The following is a 20,996-nucleotide window of genomic DNA, read 5'->3' on the forward strand; positions in this document are numbered from 1 at the left end:
CTTTGAGATGGGGACGCGACAACGCGGATAGGAGGCCTGGTTTAATGCAGAACTTGCAGGTGCTGACCACCGGAGTGAAAAACGCCTTCTTGGGCATTCCTGCGTTTTTGGCGCAGCCATGGCGGGAAATGAAATTGAGCGCTGAAGAAATCGCAGCGCGTCGGCGCAGCCGGTTGGAGCGCAGTGAGCATAATTTTCTGTGGTGCTGGCAGCATCGCGGTTTCTGGTAAGATTTTACGCAGAATAAAATATGGGCCGGGGGCGAAAGTCTCCGGCTTTTTTGTTGTGCTGTTTCTGATTTTTGACGCTTGAAGGAATAATTTTCTAACGCGCTTAGGCCGCTTGGGCGCATGTTCCAAGGACTCCGCAGAAAGTAGTTTATTGATTTAAATCAATGATTTAGGTTGATTTTGAATCACCTTTCGGTAGATTTTCTTTCCAAGTTCAATCGTCTGTATGAACGCTTTGCAGGTGCAGGGCGGTGGGGATGGGTCTAATGCGAAAAATTTTTCTCTATGCGGCTGTCGCGCTCGGTCTGGGCGCAGCGCCGGTCAAGGCTGAAGAGCCGAAGGAAATCCTGAACGTTTCCTACGATATCGCCCGCGAGCTTTATGAGCAGGTCAACAAGGCGTTCATCGCCGACTGGAAGACGAAGACCGGTGATGAGCTGACCGTCAACCAGTCGCATGCCGGTTCGTCCAAGCAGGCCCGCTCCATTCTGGAAGGCCTTGAAGCCGATGTGGTGACTTTCAATCAGGTGACCGATGTGCAGGTTCTGCACGACAAGGGCGATCTGATTCCGGCGGACTGGCAGAAGCGCCTGCCGAACAATTCGTCGCCTTATTACTCGTTTCCGGCGTTTCTGGTGCGTGCGGGCAACCCGAAAAACATCAAGAACTGGGATGATCTGGCCCGCGACGATGTGAAGGTGGTTTTCCCGAATCCGAAGACCTCGGGCAATGCGCGCTATACCTATCTGGCGGCGACCGCCTATGCGAAGGAAGCCTTCAACAACGATGACGCCAAGGTGCGTGAATTCGTCGGCAAGATCTTCAAGAATGTACCGGTTTTCGACACGGGCGGTCGTGGCGCGACGACGACCTTTGCCGAGCGCGGTATCGGCGATGTGCTTGTTACATTTGAAGCGGAAACCCGTGGCACGCAAAAGCAGCTCGGTGCGGATAAATACGACGTTGTCGTTCCGCAAGTCAGCCTTTTGGCCGAATTCCCGGTCACGGTCGTAGACAAGGTGGTGGACAAGCGCGGCTCGCGCAAGATCGCGCAAGCCTATCTGAACTATCTCTATGCGCCGGAAGGTCAGGAGATTCTCGCGCAGAACTTCAACCGCGTGCATGACAAGGCGGTCATCGAAAAGCATAAGGATATCTATCCCGATGTGCGTCTCGTGACGGTCGAGGATGTCTTCGGCGGCTGGGACAAGTTGCAGAAAGAGCATTTTGCCGAAGGCGGCGTGCTTGATCAGCTCTTCACCAAGAAGTAAGCGGTTATTTAGCTCATATGCAGGAGCGTGCGGCGACGTGCGCTCCTGCCGTCATATGGAATGATTCAGTGTCGCTTCTCAGCATGAAACGCAATTCGGTGTTGCCGGGGTTCGGTCTGACCCTCGGCTGCACTTTGTTTTATCTGACGGTTATCGTGGCTCTGCCATTGCTTGCCATGATCATGAAGACTGCGAGCCTCGGCTGGAGCGATTTCTGGTCCATCGTCACCTCCGACCGCGCGCTGGCCACCTATCGCATCACGCTCGGCACTGCGGCACTGGCAACCGTGTTCAATGGTCTGTTCGGGCTGCTGCTGGCATGGGTTCTGACGCGATATGAGTTTCCCGGCAAGCGTCTGATGGATGCGGCCGTCGATCTGCCTTTTGCGCTGCCCACGGCAATTGCGGGTCTGGCACTGGTGACGGTCTTTGCACAGAACGGCTGGTTCGGCCAGTTTCTGGAACCGCTCGGCATCAAGGTCGCCTATGCGCCGCTCGGTATTTCCATCGCCATGGCGTTCACCAGCATTCCCTTTGTCATCCGCACGGTGCAGCCGGTGCTGGAAGATATGAGCGCCGATGTCGAGGAAGCCGCGCGCAGCCTCGGCGCAAAGCCATGGCAGATTTTCGCCCATATCATCTGGCCGACGATCTTCCCGGCCTTTCTAGCGGGCGCATCGCTGTCGTTTGCGCGCAGCCTCGGCGAGTTCGGTTCCATTGTTTTCATTTCCGGCAATCTGCCATTCGAAACGGAAGTGACATCGCTTCTGATCTTCATCCGGCTCGACGAATATGATTATCCAGCAGCGGCAGCGCTGGCCTTCGTCATGCTGGTTACAGCATTCCTGATGCTGCTCATCACCAATCTCATTCAGGCAAGGCAGCTTCGTTATGCAGAGCGCTAGTGTGGCGCGCAACGCGCCGGGGGCCGTTCGCAGCCTGTTGATCTGGCTGGCCAGCATTCTGTCCATCCTGTGCATCGGCGCGCCGCTGGCGGTCATTTTCGCTTATGCGTTCAGCAAGGGCGCGGGCGCGTTCTTTGGCGAAATCCTGAAGCCCGATACGCTGCATGCGATCTGGCTGACTGTGCTGGTCGCCATCGTGGTCGTGCCGATCAATATGGCGTTCGGCGTCTGTGTCGCCTGGCTGGTGACGAAGTTTCGTTTTCCGGGACGCAGGCTGCTGATTACCTTTGTCGAGATTCCCTTCTCCGTCTCGCCGATTGTGGCGGGCGTGACCTATCTCTTCCTCTATGGCTCGCAGGGCCTGCTCGGACCTTTGCTTGAAAGCTATGATCTGAAGATCATGTTCACGGTCCCGGCGATCTTTCTGGTTAGTCTGTTCGTGACCTCGCCCTTCGTGGCGCGGGAATTGATACCGCTGATGGAAGTGCAAGGCAGCGACGAGGAAGAAGCGGCGATGACGCTCGGCGCCAATGGCTGGCAGACATTCTTCTATGTCACGCTTCCCAATATCAAATGGGCGCTGCTCTATGGTGCGGTGTTGTGCAATGCGCGTGTGATGGGCGAATTTGGCGCGACCTCGGTGGTTTCCGGCGCTATTCGCGGCAAGACGAACACTTTGCCGTTGCAGGTGGAGCTACTGTTCAATGACTATAATGTCGCCGGCGCCTTTGCTGCGGCTTCCACACTCGCATTGATTGCCGTTCTGACGCTGGTTTTGAAATTCCTGCTGGAGCGCAAGCAACACGCTTGATGCCGTGCGTCCGAAAGGACGCACGGCGCGCGAGCGGTCAGGCGGCCAGTTGGGCAGCTTGGGAGGATGCTGCTGTTTGTGGCTCCCTTTGCAGGGAAGAGGCGAGAATGACGCCTTCCGGCCAGCGGCTGAACCCGCTCGCGACATTGATGTGACCGGCATGGCCAAGGTCGACGAAGCCCGAACCCCAGACATTCGCCAATGCCTCTGCCTTGGCAAAGCGCATATAATCGTCATTGCGGCTGGCGACGACGATGGACGGGAAACCCAGCTCATGGCGCGGCAACGGCGCGAAGCTCTGGAAGCGGTTGTCCCTGGAGGCCATGGTTTCCGCATCAGCCGGGGCGACCAGAAGTGCGCCTGCTACGTGGGCAGCAGCCGGACGGCTTGCCAGATGGGCAACCAGCACACAGCCGAGGCTATGGGCAACCAGAACCGCGCCGGGATTTTCGGCCAGTTTTGCTTCGAGCGCATGCATCCAGTCGGATAGCACTGGATAATGCCAGTCGTCCTGTTCAACCAGTAATGCTGACGGATCGTTATGCAACCATTGGCGCTGCCAGTGGCCTGCTTCCGATCCCTTGTAGCCGGGGATGATAAGTGTCGCAGGCATGCGTTGTTTCCTTTTCAAGCAATTGCAGCAAAAGTGCAAAGCGGTTTTGCGTTCGCAATTGCGATAGAGATCAGAGCCTTGGGAGGGCTTTTCTGTTTCGCTTTTCGTCCCGATATCGAGGCGACTTGCGAAGCAGTTTCCAAAATAGACCCTGAAACCCGCAACTTTAAGGAAAAGGAATTCAAATTCAGGCGGATAAGTGAAAATTATTCTCCGCCTGAATGGGGTCTCACTTATTATGCTTTTCGTTCCAGCGCAGCAGGAACTGCGATTTCTCGAAAACCAGCACCACCACCAGCGACATGGCGAAGGGGATCAGGAGATAGAGCAGGCGGAACACAATCAGTGCTGCCAGCACATCCGCCTGATGCATATCCGGCAGGCCGGTCAGGAAAACCAGTTCAAGCACGCCAAGGCCGCCCGGCGCGTGCGAGATAAGCGCTGCCGAGAAGGAGACGAGGAAAATGCCGAGCACGATCAGGAAGCCCGGATTGCCCGCTTCCGGCAGCGCGAAATAGATGATGCCCGCAGCGCCGATCAGCTCCAGCGGGGCCACGATCAATTGCTGCACGACAACCGACATGCGCGGATATTCCAGTCGGAACTTGCCGATCTGTAGCGGACGCAGCTGCATCCAGCTGCCGAAGACATAGAGCAGCACGAAGGCCAGCATGATCACGGCAATGACCATGGCCACGGTGGGTGTCAGATCTTCGTTGAAGCGCATGAGGACATGCGGCTCAAGCAGCAGCACGACACTTGATGTGATGATGACACCGAGAATGAATGTGAATGAGCAAAACGCGATGAGAACAGCAATCTCGCTGCCGGGCATGCCTTGCGAGGAATAGGCGCGGTAGCGAACAACAGCGCCGGAGACGACCGATGCGCCGATATTGTGCGACAGGGCATAGGTGGTGAAGGAGCAGAGCGCGATGAAAAGCCAGGAAATCTTGCGTCGCAAATGGAGAAGCGCGATACGGTCGTAACCGGCAAGCGAGCTATAGGCGAGAAGGGCTGCCGCCGCTGCCAGTACCCAGTGATGTGCGCGAATGGCGTAGAGGCTGTCCAGAACATCGTCGAGCGATATGCTGCGAAGTTCCCGATAGAGAAGCCAGACTGAAACGCCCACAGCACAGACACCGATGACTGGCCAGATATAATCCTTTGCTTTCATTAACCGATTACCGCCCCTTCAATTTTCATCTGTGTTCCCCCTTATATAGCCTGTGCTTCGCCATCAGCGGCAGTCACAGAACTGTCGTCCTGTGCCTGAATATGCCGCTGTGGCTGCCGGGCAGAAGCATTGCCGCCCGTATTCGAAACGTCTGCGCCGATTGCCTTGGCCATTGCCTTTGCAATTTCCTCTTCGCCAAGAATGACGGCGGTTGCACCAAGATCGGTCAGATATTGTGCTTCGGCCTGCGAACTGGCCTGCGCGACGATGTGAATATCCGAGTTGGCCGCATGGGCCAGAGCGGTTGCGCGTCCTGCCTCGAAGGCATTCGGAATCGCAATGACCAGATTTTTGGCAAGCCCCGGATTCGCCGCATTCAATATTTCGGTATCGGAGGCATTGCCCGCAATAGCTTCGATGCCTTTTTCCCGCAAAGCGGTGCAGATTTTCGGCGAGTCATCGATGACGAGGAACGGCATCGCATGTTCCTGCAAACTGGTGGCCAGCCTGCTGCCGATATGTCCGTAGCCAGCAATGATCGTGTGGCCGGTCAGAAGCGTGTGAGGCAATGGTTCCGGTTCGGAAACATCGATGGCTGCGCTGCCCGTTGGTTCGTTTGCTGCTTCGCTTGCGCTGCGCTTTTCGATCCAGGGCCGCATCCGTTCCGCGACGATGAACATCACCGGATTGAGGAAGATGGAAAGGATTGCGCCAGCGAGAATCAGATCGCGTCCGGCGGGTGGCAATAGATTGAGGCTGACGCCAAGCCCGGCGAGAATGAACGAGAATTCGCCGATCTGCGCCAGACTTGCCGAAATCGTTAGCGCCGTGCTGACCGGGCGGCGGAAGGCCCGGACGATAAAGAAGGCCGCTACGGATTTGCCGATCAGGATGATCGCAAGCGTGGCCAGAAGGGGCAAGGGGTCTTTCAAAAGGCTCATCGGGTCGAACAACATGCCGACCGAAATGAAGAACAGCACTGCGAAGGCGTCGCGCAAGGGCAGGGATTCTTCAGCTGCGCGGTGACTAAGCTCGGATTCGCTCATCACCATACCGGCGAAGAATGCGCCGAGTGCGAAGGACACGCCGAAGAGATGCGCCGCGCCGAAAGCCACACCGAGCGCAATGGCCAGAACGCCAAGACGAAACAATTCGCGCGAGCCGGTCTGTGCGACGACGTTGAGAAGCCAGGGAATGACCTTGCGCCCGACCACCAGCATCAGGGCGACGAACAGAACCACCTTGGCGATGGTCAGGAGAATGATGCCGCCAATGCCGAGGCCAAGCCAGGCCGCAAGCGGGTCGCTTGCTGCGGCACTGGTCGCGCGTCCCGTGACACTGGCGACGGCGGGCAGCAGGACCAGCGCCATCACCATGGCGAGATCTTCAACGATCAGCCAGCCGACGGCAATGCGGCCGCGTTCGGTGTCGATCAGGCGGCGCTCCTGCATGGCACGCAACAGAACGACGGTACTGGCGGTGGATAGCGCAAGGCCGAAGACCATGCCTGCTTCAACGTCCCAACCGAGCGCAAGGCCAAGGCCGGTGCCAAGGGCGGCCGCGGTGGCGATTTGCGCCAACGCGCCCGGAACGGCGATGGCTTTAACGGATAGCAGGTCTTTCAGGGAAAAATGCAGACCGACGCCGAACATCAGCAGGATGACGCCGATTTCGGCGAGCTGCAAAATGAGGTCCTGATCGGCAACGAAACCGGGTGTGTGCGGACCGGCAATAACGCCAGCCAGAAGATAGCCAACCAGTGGAGAGATTTTGAGGCGGGTGGCTACAGCACCGAAGATGAAGGCAAGGCATAACCCGATGACGATTGTCGCTATCAAAGGCGTGTCATGGGGCATAGGGTGCCGTTTCCCTCTGTTTTAGCATGTCCTTGTCCCAAAATCGGTTTCCACTTTCGGGGAACATGCTTCTGTCAATTCATTGTGGGAGCCGGGCAAGACGGAAATCCTGCCCGGCGATTGGATTACTTCTGCGCGATGGCCTTTTCTTCAGCAGGCTTGTGAGCCTCCTTGTGGTGCTGCCACCAGTCGCCCAGCAGAAGCAGGATCGGCGCTGCGATGAAGATCGACGACGACGTCGCAATGACGATACCGAACAGCATCGGCACGGCGAAATTATGGACGGCGCTGCCGCCCCAGATCGCCATCGGGAACATACAGAGGAATGTCACCAGCGATGTGTAGATACAGCGCACGAGCACCTGATTGATACTCATGTCGATGATCTCGCGCAGCGGCTTCGACTTGTAGAGGCGCATGTTTTCACGCATGCGGTCATAGACAACCACCTTGTCGTTCACCGAATAGCCGATGATCGTCAGGAGAGCAGCGATTGCCGTCAGGTTGAAATCGAGCTGCATCAGCGCGAAGAAGCCGACGATCTTGGTCGTATCCAGCACAAGGGTTATGATCGCGCCGAGCGCGAAGAACCACTCGAACCGCCACCAGAGATAGACCAGCATGCCGAGTGCGGAGAGCACGACCGCTATGAAGCCGGAACGCGCCAGTTCGCCGGAGACTTTCGGTCCCACGACTTCTGTTCGTTCGATCTTCACGCCCGGATCAAGCTCGGTAACGGCTTCGCGCATCTTGTTGACAGCAACCGTCTGCGCTTCCTCGCCACCATCCTGACGCTGGATGCGGATGAGCACTTCATTCGGGCTGCCTGCGCTCTGGAGCGCCACTTCACCCAGTTCCAGCGAACCGAGCTTGGCGCGAAGCTGCGCAAGGTCGGCGGGCTGCGACGTGGTGATTTCGGCCTGGATACCGCCCTTGAAGTCGATGCCGTAATTGAGGCCCGGCTTGAAGAACAGCACAATCGAGGCAATCGACAGCACGATGGACACGCCGATACCGGCGAAGCGCGCGTTCATGAAGCGGTAGTTGGTGCCTTCCGGCGCAAACTTCAGGATCGGCTCGATATGCAGAACCTTCAGCTTGCGACGACGCACGAACCAGCCCATCGCCATGCGCACGAGCGTCACGTCGGTGAACATCGAAATCGCGATGCCGAGCATCATGGTGATGGCGAAGCCGCGAACCGGGCCTGTGCCGAACATGAACAGAAGCAGCGTCGAGATCAGCGAGGTGACGTTAGAGTCGACGATGGTTGCAAAGGCGCTGTGGAAGCCCTTGTCGAGCGCCGCCATCGCGCCGAGGCCTTTACGCGTTTCTTCGCGGATACGTTCGTTGATGAGAATATTCGCATCGACCGCGATACCGATACCTAGAATAATACCGGCGATACCGGGCAGGGTCAGCGTGGCCCCGATGAGGCTCAACGCGGAGAAGGTCAGCAATGTGTGCAGAAGAAGCGCCACATTGGCGATCATGCCCCAGAGGCCGTAAAGCAGAACGATGAACACGGCCACCAGCGCGAAGCCGATGATGCCGGTGACAAGGCCCATCTTGATGGCGTCGCCGCCAAGGTCGGGACCGACGGTGCGTTCTTCAATGACAGTCAGCGGCGCGGGCAGGGCGCCTGCGCGCAGCAGGGCGGACAGAACGACAGTGTCCTGAACGGTGAAGCTGCCGCTGATCTGGCCCGAACCGCCGGTGATCGGCTCACGAATAACCGGTGCGCTCAAGACCTTGCCGTCGAGAACGATGGCGAAAGGACGGTTCACGTTCTTCGTGGTGATATCGGCGAACTGACGTGCGCCAAGGCTGTCGAAACGGAAGGAAACGATCGGCTCATTGGTGCGCTGGTCGAAACCGGCGCGGGCATCGGTCAGGCGTTCACCCGAGAGCGCGATCTGGTCTTCGATCGGATATTTGATATTCGCATCCTTGGAATCCGGCATGATCGTCACGCCCGGAGGCGGCGTATCGTTCGGATTGACATCGGCGACCATGTGGAAGCTCATCTTCGCCGTGCTTCCGAGAAGCTGGCGAAGCTGAGCCGGGTCCTGGAGGCCCGGAAGCTGAACCACGATACGGTCGGAACCGACGCGCTGGATCGACGGTTCGGCAACGCCGACCTGGTCAACGCGCTGGCGGATGATTTCGAGGCTCTGCTGCAGTGCTGCGTCGAGGCGGTAATTGAAGCCCGCTTCGGTCAGCGTCAGGCGGACCTGATTATCGGTCGAGTTGACGTCGATATCATTGATCGCCGTGCCGAAACCGCTGGTGTTGACCTGCGAGATGAGCGTGCGAAGCGCCGTTTCCGCCTTGGCGCGCTGGTCGGCATCGGGAATTGCCACGATGACGGCATCGCCCACGGCGCGGATCGACTGCGGCTGGATGCGCTCAGCGCGCAGCTTGCTGCGGGCATCGTCCAGCAGCGCACGCAGGCGGTCCTTTTTAAGGCCGGCTGCGTCCACTTCCAGCACGAGATAGGAGCCGCCGCGCAGGTCGAGACCGAGCGTCACCTGACGCTTCGGGAACCAGGATGGCATCGCATCCAGCTGTTTTTGTGTGAAGAAGTTGGGCAAGGCGATGATAAGCCCGATCACGACGATCAGGCTGTACAGCGCTACGACCCATTTCGAAGTACGCATGGATTGTGGTTCCGAGTCTGCGCGTCATCTCAAAATCCCGACAGGCTGACCGGAATGGAAAGCCACAATCTGTGTGGGGGCGGATGACGCTGTTTTACGTAAAAGTGTTGGGGACTGGAGAAAGCCAGTCTTCCGATGGTGCCTATTATGCGCTTACAGGAGGTGCGCGGGCAAAACCAAAATATTGCTGGGCAGCCGTAAAATGCTGAAAATCGCGCCCGGCCTCTGCAGATTTCGCATTGGCAAAGGGATGACCGGCTCGGGCAACGGCGAGTGCCGTGTCACCACCCAGCGGAAAAGCTGCTTTGATTTTCGCGGCCATGGCTTCGACGAGAATGGCGCGCATGGGCTGCGGTGCGGGTGCCGATTGCTGCCGGACAGGAGCTGTCGGCGTGCTTTCAGCCTGTCTGGCGGCAAGCATTTTATGAAGGCTGCGAGATGTATCGCCGCCAGTCTTGTCGTTCAGTGCAGAGAAGTCCACGGCGAACAATAGTGCTGCAAAAGACAGCACGCATGCCATCAACAGCATGAAACCATGCTGTCTATGCTGCCCTGTGCTGTTCATGCCTATCATAAAACTGCCCAGACTTTCGTTAGAGTCTCGCTCAGGATTCGAGCCAGTTTCTGCACTGTTCACGAATCCTCATTAGCCATTTGTGCCGGTGCGAACAAGGAAATACTGGCGTTTTGCCGTGGTTTCATTGTCGCCTCGCAACAAGTGGCGGGCGAAAAGCACCGTTCATGCCATTGGGGAGCACGTGGGATTCTCTCTTGCAACCTGCCTTGCTTCCGTTCTACGGCGCTTTATGTTGAAACAGTGATCTTCATAACGGCAGATTTGAAATTGGCCCATTTATCGACGTTTCGGTTCGTTGCATTTTCTCTTTTGATTGGCGCGCTTTCGTTGGGCAGCATAGCGCCCGCCAGCGCACAGGATAACAAGCCGCAAGCGCAGCAGGCTCCTGCCAGTCAAGCGCCTGCCAGCCAGTCGAACGATGGTGCTCAGGCAGCGCCGGAAGATGGCGACCAATCTCAGCCGCCGGTATCGGCCATCGTGCAGCAGCAAAAGCCGATCATTGACGATCTGAAGCAGCAGGCCGACAAGCTCAAAGAACAGCTGCAGAAAGCTGAAAACAGCGACGAAGCGCTGGCAAACCTGAAGCTTCAGTTCGACGCACTGTCCAAAAAGCTTCTTGATGCGGGTGTCGCCTTTCGTCCACGACTGACCGAGATCAATACGCGTCTGGAGCAGCTTGGCCCCGCGCCATCGGGCGATGCGACAGAGCCGGGTATCGTGACGGATGAGCGCAAGCGCCTCACCGCCGAAAAGGCGCTGATTAACGCGATGATCGGCGACACGGAAGATACCTCGCTCAGCGTCAACCAGATGTCGGCGAAGATCGGCGATCTGCGTCGCGACCTTTTTGGGAAGACGCTGTCGCAACGCGTCAATCTCGATACCGCGCTCGGCACGGAGGTCGCTTCAGCGGCGAATAATCAGGTCATATCGCTGTGGCGCATCATCCAGTCCTGGTGGCGCTTCGTCGTCACCTTCAAGCTAAACTCGTTCCTGGCAGCAGCATTTTTCGCATTCGTCGGTGCGCTGGTGATCCAGCTCGGTGCGCGGCGTTTGCTTGGTACGCTATATCAACGAGACCCGACCATCGAGTCGCCGTCCTACCTTAGCCGCCTTCTGGTCGCCTTCTGGTCCACGGTCATTCCGTCTGCAGCACTCGGCGTCTTTCTGGCGACGACCTATTTTTTCCTGAACTATTTCAATGTTCTAAGAACGGACGTTGCGTCGATATTGGAATCGCTGTTCATCGTCCTCGGTCTCGTCTTCTTCATTCATCGTCTGGCCGCTGCCTGTATCAGTCCCGACATGCCGCAATGGCGCCTCGTACCGGTCGCGCCGCGTCCGGGGCGGATTCTGGGCTTGCTGATAACCGCGACAGCGCTGACGACGGGCGTCGATTCTTTTATCGGTACCGTCAACAAGCTACTGTCGTCGCCCTTGTCGCTCACCATGGCCCAAAGCCTGCTGGCGACTGTCATGGTGGGCATTCTCATTCTGGCAATCGCCTTCCTGAAACCCGTAGTGCGGCGGGATGACGAGCGCGTGCGGTCATGGCCGCGTCTCTTCAAGATATTTCTGATCATATTGGGATTGCTGCCCATTCTGGCCGCCCTCTTCGGCTATATCGGCATGGCGCGCTTTCTGTCACAGCAGATCGTCGTGACCGGCGCTTTTCTGGTGACGATGTATCTGGGCTTCCTGACGGGGCGCGCCATTTCCGAAGAACAGGCATTTGCGTCAAGCAAGGTCGGCGCGAGCTTGCGCGAGCGTTTCCACTTTGACGATGCGACGCTCGACCAGCTGGGGCTTGTCGCAGGCATTCTCATCAATCTAGTCGTAGCACTGATCGGCATTCCGCTGGTGCTGATGCAGCTCGGCTTCCAGTGGGCCGAGCTGAAAAATGCATTCTTCAAACTGATGACCGGCTTTGAAATCGGCAATATGTCGGTTTCGCTGATGGGGCTGCTCACCGGCATTTTGCTGTTCGTCATCGGCTATCTGCTGACGCGCTGGTTCCAGAACTGGCTCGACAACAGCGTCATGGCGAGGGGCCGCGTCGATTCCGGCGTGCGCAATTCCATCCGCACGGTGATCGGTTATGTCGGTCTCTGTCTCGCCGCCCTGATGGGCGTCTCGGCGGCCGGGTTCAATATGTCCAATCTGGCGCTGATCGCCGGTGGTCTTTCACTTGGTATCGGTTTTGGTCTCCAGAACATCGTCCAGAATTTCGTTTCCGGTCTCATTCTTCTGGCGGAACGCCCGTTCAAGGTCGGTGACTGGGTGGAAGCAGGCACGGTCAGCGGCATCGTCAAGAAGATCAGTGTGCGCGCAACGGAAGTGGAAACCTTCCAAAAGCAATCGATCATTGTGCCGAATTCGACGCTCATCAACGGCAATGTCGGCAACTGGACGCATCGCAACAAGCTTGGCCGCATCGATATCAATGTTCAGGCTTCCTATACGGAAGACCCGCGCCGTGTGCACACGCTGTTGCTGGATATCGTGCGCGGCCATCCGTCCATTCTCAAGAATCCAGAACCGTTCGTCGCTTTCCAGAGCATGACCGATTCACTGATGGTGTTCGACATCTATGCGCATGTCGCAGACATCACTGCGACCGGCGGCATCAAGAACGAGTTGCGGTTCCAGATCGTGGAGCGCTTCCACGAAGAGGGGCTGCATCTGTCGTCGTCTTCGACCGATCTCGTGCTGGGGCTGCCGGAAATCGAAAAACTTTCCGAGATCATGCAAAAGGCGCCGACAGCGTCGCCAAAGAAGAAGGTGCGCGAAGAGAAGGCAAAGGCAACGGACGACAACGACGATAAAGCGTGATCACGCCTCGTTCAGTTGCAGTTCAGTTTTGTCCTTTTATAAAAGAGCTACGAACGGCGGGTCGTTCATCGAGGATGGAAGCAAGGCTTGCTTCCATCAGGGTTGTAGAAGCGGGAGCGGTGGAAACACCGAAACGATATGAACGTAATTCAGATCAACAAGTTTGCTACGATCGGTCTTGGCGCAGTCGTCATGCTTGCCGCTTCCATGGGCGGTTCTTACGCCGCCAAGATTTCCAACAAGGACAGCGCCGCGCAGACAATCGTGGTCACCGAAGGTGCTTCAAAGCGCGAGATGGTTGTGGCGCCGGGCGACACTGTCGATTTCTGCGCCGCAGGCTGCTTCGTCACTTTTCCGAACGGCGACCGCGAAGCGCTGACCGGTGATGAGACGATCACCATCACCGGCGGCAAGGCGACGCTGAAATAAGTCTGCCGCATTATTGAATTGAAAAAGCCGGGCGTTGTGCCCGGCTTTTTGTTGGCCTCACCGCTGGCTCAACTGCGCGGCTTGAGGTTTTCCGGGTCGTAAAGCGGCTTATAGCCAACAGACGCTACCTCGACCGGATAGGTTTCGCCGAAATATTCGACGGTCAGCTTGCGGCCTTCCTGACAATGGCTCCATGGCAGATAAGCAAGCGCGATATTCTTGCCGATGGTCGGGCCGAAAGCGACCGACGAGGTGAACGAGCGGCGGCCCAGTTCATCGACCAGCGTTTCGCCGGTTTCCGGCTCCATGACCGGCATGATGCCGACCGGGAAACGGGCGACGCCCTTCGAATCGATATTGTCGGTCATGACCAGCGTGCAGAGCATAGCGGGCTGATGTTCCCGGGCGCGATATTCGACATGTTTGGCCTTGCCCCGGAAATCGGCCTCCTTGACCTTCGGGCGCGCCAGATCTGCTTCAAGGAGATTATACTCGGTCAGCAGGTCGGCGTTCTGAAGGCGCAGGCTTTTCTCCATGCGGCGGGTATTGGCATAGGTTTCGACACCCACGGCAATCGTGCCGGTGGAGCGCAGCGCATCCCAGACGGCGAGGCCATCTTCATAGCGCATATGCAATTCCCAGCCCTGTTCACCAACATAGGAAATGCGGAAGGCGGTCACGTCCTTGCCCGCAATCCTGATCGGCTTGATCGCCGCAAACGGGAAGTTTTCGGCATTGAGACCGTCAGGATTCTCAACGACTTTCTTGAGATTTTCGCGGGCATTCGGGCCCCAGATGCCGATGGTGACATATTTCTCCGTCACATCGGTGATGGTGACGTCAAAGCCCTTATCCTCGGCCACGCGGCGCATGTAATGGAAATCGCGGGGGCCAGCATCGGCACCGTTGATCATGCGGATGCGGTCCGCCATGCGTATTGCCGTGAAATCGGCGCGCACCATGCCTTCATCGTCGAGGAAATGCGTATAGATGCCCTTGCCGATATTGGCGTCGCCGCCGATCTTGGCCGCACAAAGCCATTCCATCAGCTCGACATGGTCCGGGCCTTCAATGTCAACAATCGCGAAATGTGAAAGATTGATGATGCCGCAATTTTCGGTCAGTTCGAGATGCTCGGCATTGGAAACGCGCCAGAAATGGCGGTTGTCCCATTCATTTTCACGCACGGGTACGCGGTCGCCGTATTTTTCCAGCAGGTGTTCATTGGCGGCATAGCCATGCGCACGCTCCCAGCCGCCGAGTTCCATGAAATAGCCGCCAAGCTCCACTTCGCGTTCATAGAAGGGTGAACGGCGGATATTGCGGCCCTTGGAGAAAGGCTCACGGGGATGCACCGCCGGGTTATAAACCTTCATTGCCGTTTCGGTGCAGCGATCCCAGATGAACTGTTCGGTCATCTGGTGCGGATAGAAACGGGAATAGTCGATGGCGTGATGGTCGATGGATGTGCGGCCATCGGTCATCCAGTCGGCAATAAGCTTGCCCATGCCGGGGCCGTCCTTGACCCAGATGGCCACCGCATACCAGAGGCCGCGCACCTTCTGGCTTTCACCCATGGATGGGCCGCCATCGGTGGTGACTTGCAGGAAACCGTTGAAGGAATGGCTTTCATTATAGCCAAGCTCGCCGAGGATCGGGGTCAACTCGATGGCGCGTTCGAGCGGTTCCAGAACCTGTTCCATATCGAGGTCGCGCTGCGATGGCGAAAGGCGCGCTTCGTGCTTTTCCAGAAGATCACGCGGGTGGCAGAGGCGCGGATTGGTCTCTTCGTAATAGCCCCATTCGATCTGGCCACCTTCGGCGGTCTTCGGATCGCCGGTGTCGCGCATATAGGCCGAATTGCCCTGATCGCGCATCAACGGCCAGCCGATTTCCTTGCCGGTGCCTTCGAATTCATTATAAGGACCAAAGAATGTCAGCGGATGGTCAATCGGCATGACAGGCAGATCTTCACCGACCATTTCGGCAATCAAACGTCCCCAGAGGCCAGCGCAGATCACCACATAATCGGCTTCAATCGTGCCGCGATGGGTGACAACACCCTTGATGCGACCGTTTTCGACCAGCAGCGACTGGGCGGGTGTATTGGCAAAGCTCTTCAACTTGCCAGCGGCTTCCGCCTGATCGATCAGTTTGCCAGCAACCGTCTGCGAACGTGGGATGACCAGACCGGCATCCGGGTCCCACAGGCCGCCCTGAACCATGCTTTCTTCGATCAGCGGAAATTTTTCCTTGATCTCTGCCGGTTCCATCAGGCGGGCGCGGGTGCCAAACGCCTTGCCCGATGCGACCTTGCGCTTGATTTCATCCATGCGGCCATCGTCGCCCACACGCGCAACTTCAATTCCGCCGACGCGGGCGTAGTGCCCCATCTTCTCGTAGAAATCGATGGAATAAAGCGTGGTCCAGCAGGAGAGGAAATCGTGGCTGGTTGCATAGCAGAAATCCGACGCGTGGGCTGTCGAGCCGATATCGGTCGGAATGCCCGACTTGTCGATGCCGACGATGTCGTCCCAGCCCCGTTCGATCAGGTGGTGCACGACGGATGCCCCGACGATGCCGCCGAGCCCGACGATTACGACCTTCGCCTTCTTAGGAAACTCTGCCATTTTATGTGACCCTGGTTGGTATTTGACAGAACCATAATCGCTGACGGGGCAGGATATTTGCCTTTATACGACATATTCGCTGCCTGACACGACTGCGTCTGCCACCGGGCAAAGCCGGGGTTATTCGCAACAAGCCTGTTCTGCAAGCGACATGCCGGTACGAGCGTCACCCGATCTTGCGAAACTGATTCCGAAAGACGCTTTACGATACTGATTTTCTTAGTCTTTTACACGAGGATCGGACTGCTTCATCCAGCGGGCATTCGATCTGTCGCAATGATCCAGCCTATGCTGCGATGAGCATTTTGCGATCTGCGCGTTCCTGCTGCGGCGAGCGTCCATAGAGTTCGCGATAGCATTTGGAAAAATGCGACGCGGAAACGAAGCCACAGGCCACCGCCACTTCCACCACCGGCATGGACGATTGCAAAAGCAGGTGCCGTGCTCGGTCGAGGCGGATTTCCAGATAATAGCGGGCGGGAGAGCGCCCCATTTCCTGCCGGAACAGACGCTCGACCTGACGGCGCGACAGGCCGATGGTATGGGCGACATTGATCAGCGCCTGCGGCTCGGAGAGGTTGGCCTCCATCATCTCGATGATCGTTAGAACTTTCGAGTTCTGGATGCCAAGGCGCGCGCGCAGCGGCAGACGCTGCCGGTCTTGCGGGCTGCGGACGCGGTCGGTCAGCGCCTGCTCGCAGATTTTGTTGACCAGATTGGCGTCGAAATCATCGCCGATGAGCTTCAGCATCATGTCGAGCGAGGCTGTTCCGCCTGCGCAGGTGTAGATATTGCTGTCGAACTCGAACAGGTCGGCATAGACTTCCGCCTTCGGAAACGCCTCGGCAAAGCCCGGCAGGTTTTCCCAATGAATGGCGCAACGCTTGCCGGAAAGGAGGCCGGCTGCCGCAAGGATATGCGCGCCGGTGCACAGGCCGCCGACCGCGACGCCGCGGTTATATTCTTCGCGCAGCCAGGCGAAGACCGACTTGTTGCGGAATTCCTCGACATAGACGCCGGAACAGACGAACACCATGGACGGGCGCTGCTCGCGTTGCAGATAGCGTCGTTCGTCTTCCAGCGAGGCATTGGCGGCGCAAACCACGCCGTTCGATGCCGTTACTGGCTGGCCATCCGCCGACGTCAGACGCCAGCGATAGGCTTCGTAACCGAGCATGCGATTGGCGATGCGTAACGGCTCGATGGCGGTCGCAAACGCGATCATCGAGAAGTTCGGCACCAGAAAAAAGACAATAGACCGCTTAACCGATGAAGCCTGGTTCATAACCGGACCGTTCCCACTTTATGAAGCACGCGCTGCGGTTCCCGACGCGGCGATGCTTCCGTCTCCGTCACGACTGCGGGGCCTGTTTTTGCCCCGCTTTTTGCCGGTCGCTATCAGACCGGCGATCCCGGCATCATTGCCCGCAAACACTAGGGGAGAGCAATGACGCAAACGGGACAGTGCTTTATTGAGACACAGAACGGTTAGGTTGCAAAGTGCGGCTAAATGCCTGCCGCGAGAAGGTATTTTCATGTCGTGAAAATGAGGGCGAGACAGGCTCGCCCTCATTGGAAAAGAGATGTTTGTCGCAAATCAACCGTTGTGGAGCGTGTTGGCACGCGTGGGTTGGCTCGGTCGGGTCATCGGAAGGCGGTCATCGATTGCGGGCCAGCCGATGTCCTGCCGAATATGTTCCGGCAAATTCTGGATCGAGAGGCGCGTGCGTGCAATTTTGCGGTCGAGCATCCACTGTTCGATCTGGCTTCTTATTTCAGAGTGGGCCTGACGCAGCCATGTAAAGATCGAAGGCGATTCCGACGTCGCTGAACGACGGTCGCGGGCTGCTGTCTGGCTTAGGGCTTGGCCCATAGTTTGGCATTGTGCGGTCATTTTCGGTCTCCTCGGGGCGAGAATGGATTGGTTTGAATGCCTGCTGCAGCGGGATGGGTGTTTTCGATGTGCTTAATGTGCGCTGTGCTTGACGTTCAATCAAACGAAATATAAAAAGGCTTAAGATCAGAAAATTTGATTTATCATCACCGGAGTTCCGTCATGACAGCGCCCGTCCAGCATCCTTTGCCAATGCTCGATATCGATGTCCTTCGCACCTTTGTGGCGATTGCGGACACCGGCAGTTTTTCATCCGCAGCCAATGCGGTGTTTCGCACGCCATCGGCCGTATCGATGCAGATCAAGAAACTTGAAGAGCAGATCGGCGTCGCCGTGTTTGACCGCGATGCCCGTTCGGTGACACTCACCAGCGATGGCGAAGTTCTGCTCGGTTTTGCGCGTCGCCTTCTGGCGCTCAACCGTGAAGCGGTTTCGAAATTTGTCGCGCCGACTGTCACCGGCGTGGTGCGGCTGGGCTCGCCCGACGATATCGGCGAATGTGTTTTGCCGCTCGTCTTGAAGCGTTTTGCCGAAACCCATCCCGGTGTGACCGTCGATGTGGTGATCGATCAGAGCAGCAATCTGCGCAAGCGCCTGGATGAACGGCGTCTCGATGTAACGCTGGTGAACATGTCGCATACGGTGCCCGGCAAGGGGGACACGGAAGTTCTGCTCGATGAGGAACTCGTCTGGGCCGGGGCGAAATGTGGAACGGCTTATCGTCGCGATCCGCTGCCGCTTTCCATCTGGGAAGAGGGCTGCGCCTGGCGCGGCAATGCTCTGGAAGCGCTTGAAAGCTCGGGGCGTCCCTATCGCATCGCTTATATGAGTTCGCATTCTACCGGGCAGCGCGCCGCCATCATGGCCGATCTCGCCATCGCGCCTTTCGCGAAGACCTTGCTTGGCGAAGGCATTGTCGCGCTGGGTTCGGAACATGGCCTGCCGGAACTGGGGCGCTATCAGCTTGGCATGATCATAAAGCCGGAAGCCGGACCACATATCCATGCAGTGGCGGAGAACTTGCGCAATGTGTTCGAAGCTTATCGTCGGACGGGCCGCTTCGAGACTTTTCGTTCTTGCTGATACATCTCACAAGAACTTGTGGGTCTAAGTAATCCCGTCTCTTGTCAGGCCGAAATGTTGCGCTAGATTTCCTCTATGACAGCCGGATGAAACGGCTTCATCGCCAGCTGACAGAGGCGGGGTCCGGGGTGGGCCGATGGAATGCTGGCACGATACAAGCATGTGTGCCCATTGGTTTGGGCTGTAACGACATCCTTATTCGGAGAGACCGCTATGAAACTGACCCGCCTTGTCCCGGTTGCTATTGTTCTCTGTGCCTTCACACTGGCTTCTTGCGCCAATACGGTTCGCGGCGTCGGACGCGATGTAAAAGGCACTGCAAATGCCGTTCAGGAAACGGTTGAATAAGGTTTTAAGCAAAAGGCCCGGGATATGCTCCCGGGCCTTTTTCGCGACGCGCATTATTGCGCGTTGACCAGAAAATAACCCACCTGCATCTGCATATCCGGGCGTGTTTTATAAGCGATGCTCGTCGTGAAGATGCCCGTCGTCGGCAGCGCGATATCGGCATTCGCCAGAAGATTCGCAATGTGGGCGTTGGGCGTAGCGTCGCCAAACCACATGACCAGAATTGGCGCTGTGATTTGCTTGGCCCCATCGGGCGTTTCCGGGTGGACAACTTTCAGCGACGGATCGAAGAGCCGGAAATTGCCCGGTATCTGCGCATTATCGGCCACGATGGTCCTGAAATGTCCGTGGCTGCTGATTTCCGTATAAAGCTGACGATAATCCAGCTGACCGTAGGGCGGCATGCTGGAGCCGTAGACCAGATAATAGGACAGGACCGGCGGAACCAGCAGCGCAACCAGCGCGCCCATTGCTGCATATTCGATGACTGGGCGCTTGCCGATACGGAAGCGCTCCAGACGAAATGCCAGCACAGCCGGCAACAGAAACAGCACTGGCTGAAGCCAGCGGTCCTTGACGTCATTGGCGCCGGTAGCAACGACGCCGACGAAAACCACGAGCAAGCCGACAAGCACGAGGCGACGCATGAATGTCTCGCCGGGCGTGTAGGGCGTGGTTGGCTTTGTGCGCTTTTTGTAATGGATCAGCGCGATGATAGCCGCGATTGCCAGGGCGAGCACAGAGAACAGGAAGGCCGCTTCCACGAAGCTTTCAATGCCGTTCAGCCGGTCGAAGATCGGATTGCCCGATGCGCCCATCTGCAACTTGCCGGAACGGGCGATGACGCTCGATTTGTGCGCGAACATCCATGTTGCCGTCGGGCCGACACAGATCGCGAAGGCAAGCAGGGTGACAGCCGAAAGTTTCGACAGCAGCACAGTTCGATATTCGGGCACTGAAAGCCCAGTTATGATCACCATGATGAGGAAGAACGACGCGTTGAACTTGCCCAGAAGTGCAGCGGTCATGGCAACGCCAAGAAGGGCAGCCGAAATAACGCTGCGCTTGCGCATATGCCAGGCAAAGGCAAGGAAGGTCCATCCGCAACCCGCCGTGCCAGCCACCGAATGGGTCAAGGCGCGCTGCGATTCCCAGCCGATTTGCGGAATGAGAAACAGGCCGAGCATGCTGGCCGAGGCCACGGCGCGCGAAAACCCTAAAAGCCGCATCGCGCCAAAGACGCTGAGGAACAGGCTTGCCAGCATGCCGAACTTCACGATTTGAAGCGTCAGCATCGACGTGCCCAGCACGGAGGCGGCAAGATTGGTCGTCCAGGTATAGAGTGGTGGCTGCGAACCGCCATAACCCCAGTCGAGATAGCCTATATTGGCGAGCTGTTCCGCGTCATCGAGCCCGGCACCGTTGGAGATATAAGTCACCAGAACGGCCTGAAGCACGAAATAGCACACTATAAAAAGAACGGCCCAAGGCAGTCCCAATATTTCTTTGTCTGCGGTAGACGCGGTTTGTCTTAATGCGGTCAAGCTTGAAGTCCCGATGCTGAACGAAATGCCCGGATGGGCGCAAACAGGCTGCTACATGTCACAGGATTATGTTCGGATTTCAATCCGGGTAGCGCCAATCAATCGAAATATGAGGACAATATTTGATAAAATTTTC

At 57.4% G+C, this 20,996-nt stretch carries 16 protein-coding genes and 1 pseudogene; 8 read left to right on the plus strand and 9 right to left on the minus strand.

Annotated features, from left to right (window positions below; genetic code table 11):
- The first annotated feature begins 44 nt into the window (after positions 1–44).
- From WIX40_RS01095 to cysW, 4 genes are all read left to right on the plus strand, one after another.
- Positions 45–230 carry a hypothetical protein gene (locus tag WIX40_RS01095; protein WP_109369311.1) on the plus strand — a complete coding sequence of 62 codons (186 nt, stop codon included), beginning with the start codon at positions 45–47 and terminating at the stop codon, positions 228–230.
- A gap of 266 nt (positions 231–496) precedes the next feature.
- Positions 497–1,501, plus strand: coding sequence for a sulfate ABC transporter substrate-binding protein (locus tag WIX40_RS01100; protein WP_109369310.1), 1,005 nt, complete (start codon positions 497–499; stop codon positions 1,499–1,501).
- An 83-nt stretch (positions 1,502–1,584) separates the two neighbouring features.
- Positions 1,585–2,406, plus strand: a complete 822-nt coding sequence (gene cysT, locus WIX40_RS01105; RefSeq protein WP_109370257.1) for a sulfate ABC transporter permease subunit CysT — start codon at positions 1,585–1,587, stop codon at positions 2,404–2,406.
- Entirely contained in the window at positions 2,393–3,217 is an 825-nt protein-coding gene (cysW, locus tag WIX40_RS01110; protein ID WP_109369309.1) for a sulfate ABC transporter permease subunit CysW, read from the plus strand. Before cysT ends, cysW begins: the two co-directional genes overlap by 14 nt.
- Before the next feature lie 37 nt (positions 3,218–3,254).
- Here the strand turns inward: cysW and WIX40_RS01115 are convergent, their stop codons facing one another.
- The 5 genes from WIX40_RS01115 to WIX40_RS01135 all read right to left on the minus strand — a co-directional run bounded on the left by WIX40_RS01115 (position 3,255) and on the right by WIX40_RS01135 (position 10,097).
- Positions 3,255–3,830, minus strand: a complete 576-nt coding sequence (locus tag WIX40_RS01115) for an alpha/beta hydrolase (protein ID WP_339438034.1) — start codon at positions 3,828–3,830, stop codon at positions 3,255–3,257.
- A gap of 229 nt (positions 3,831–4,059) precedes the next feature.
- Positions 4,060–5,007 (minus strand): lysylphosphatidylglycerol synthase domain-containing protein, encoded by a 948-nt coding sequence (locus WIX40_RS01120; RefSeq protein ID WP_109369307.1) that lies wholly within the window; start codon positions 5,005–5,007, stop codon positions 4,060–4,062.
- 41 nt (positions 5,008–5,048) lie between these two features.
- Positions 5,049–6,863, minus strand: coding sequence for a YbaL family putative K(+) efflux transporter (gene ybaL / locus WIX40_RS01125; protein WP_109369306.1), 1,815 nt, complete (start codon positions 6,861–6,863; stop codon positions 5,049–5,051).
- 125 nt (positions 6,864–6,988) lie between these two features.
- Positions 6,989–9,523, minus strand: coding sequence for a protein translocase subunit SecD (secD, locus tag WIX40_RS01130; RefSeq protein ID WP_109369305.1), 2,535 nt, complete (start codon positions 9,521–9,523; stop codon positions 6,989–6,991).
- A 145-nt stretch (positions 9,524–9,668) separates the two neighbouring features.
- The gene (locus WIX40_RS01135) at positions 9,669–10,097 is read right to left on the minus strand and encodes a hypothetical protein (RefSeq protein ID WP_339440902.1); all 429 of its coding nucleotides are present in this window, start codon (positions 10,095–10,097) and stop codon (positions 9,669–9,671) included.
- Between the two features lie 270 nt (positions 10,098–10,367).
- On the opposite strand from WIX40_RS01135, the pseudogene WIX40_RS01140 reads away from it, so the two are divergent.
- A pseudogene (locus WIX40_RS01140) lies at positions 10,368–12,855 on the plus strand (mechanosensitive ion channel domain-containing protein); the annotation flags it as partial.
- A 215-nt stretch (positions 12,856–13,070) separates the two neighbouring features.
- Positions 13,071–13,361, plus strand: coding sequence for a hypothetical protein (locus WIX40_RS01145; protein WP_109369303.1), 291 nt, complete (start codon positions 13,071–13,073; stop codon positions 13,359–13,361).
- Between the two features lie 68 nt (positions 13,362–13,429).
- On the opposite strand, the gene WIX40_RS01150 is transcribed toward WIX40_RS01145, so the two are convergent.
- From WIX40_RS01150 to WIX40_RS01160, 3 genes are all read right to left on the minus strand, one after another.
- Positions 13,430–15,991, minus strand: a complete 2,562-nt coding sequence (locus WIX40_RS01150; protein ID WP_109369302.1) for a GcvT family protein — start codon at positions 15,989–15,991, stop codon at positions 13,430–13,432.
- Positions 15,992–16,277: 286 nt separating this feature from the next.
- A complete protein-coding gene (locus tag WIX40_RS01155) occupies positions 16,278–17,276 on the minus strand; it encodes a GlxA family transcriptional regulator (RefSeq protein ID WP_109369301.1) in 999 nt (332 codons plus the stop codon).
- Positions 17,277–17,588: 312 nt separating this feature from the next.
- Positions 17,589–17,885: a DUF1127 domain-containing protein gene (locus WIX40_RS01160; RefSeq protein WP_124916210.1), complete on the minus strand. Its 297-nt coding sequence runs from the start codon at positions 17,883–17,885 to the stop codon at positions 17,589–17,591.
- A gap of 162 nt (positions 17,886–18,047) precedes the next feature.
- On the opposite strand from WIX40_RS01160, the gene WIX40_RS01165 reads away from it, so the two are divergent.
- Together WIX40_RS01165 and WIX40_RS01170 are read left to right on the plus strand one after the other, a co-directional pair.
- A complete protein-coding gene (locus WIX40_RS01165) occupies positions 18,048–18,968 on the plus strand; it encodes a LysR family transcriptional regulator (RefSeq protein WP_109369299.1) in 921 nt (306 codons plus the stop codon).
- A gap of 213 nt (positions 18,969–19,181) precedes the next feature.
- A complete protein-coding gene (locus WIX40_RS01170; RefSeq protein WP_010659830.1) occupies positions 19,182–19,316 on the plus strand; it encodes an entericidin A/B family lipoprotein in 135 nt (44 codons plus the stop codon).
- Between the two features lie 53 nt (positions 19,317–19,369).
- Here the strand turns inward: WIX40_RS01170 and WIX40_RS01175 are convergent, their stop codons facing one another.
- Complete coding sequence (locus tag WIX40_RS01175) at positions 19,370–20,755, minus strand: ArnT family glycosyltransferase (protein ID WP_235858884.1); 1,386 nt, start codon at positions 20,753–20,755, stop codon at positions 19,370–19,372.
- Between the last annotated feature and the right edge of the window lie 241 nt (positions 20,756–20,996).

This window comes from Ochrobactrum teleogrylli (genome assembly GCF_037482325.1).
Lineage (GTDB): Bacteria > Pseudomonadota > Alphaproteobacteria > Rhizobiales > Rhizobiaceae > Brucella > Brucella teleogrylli.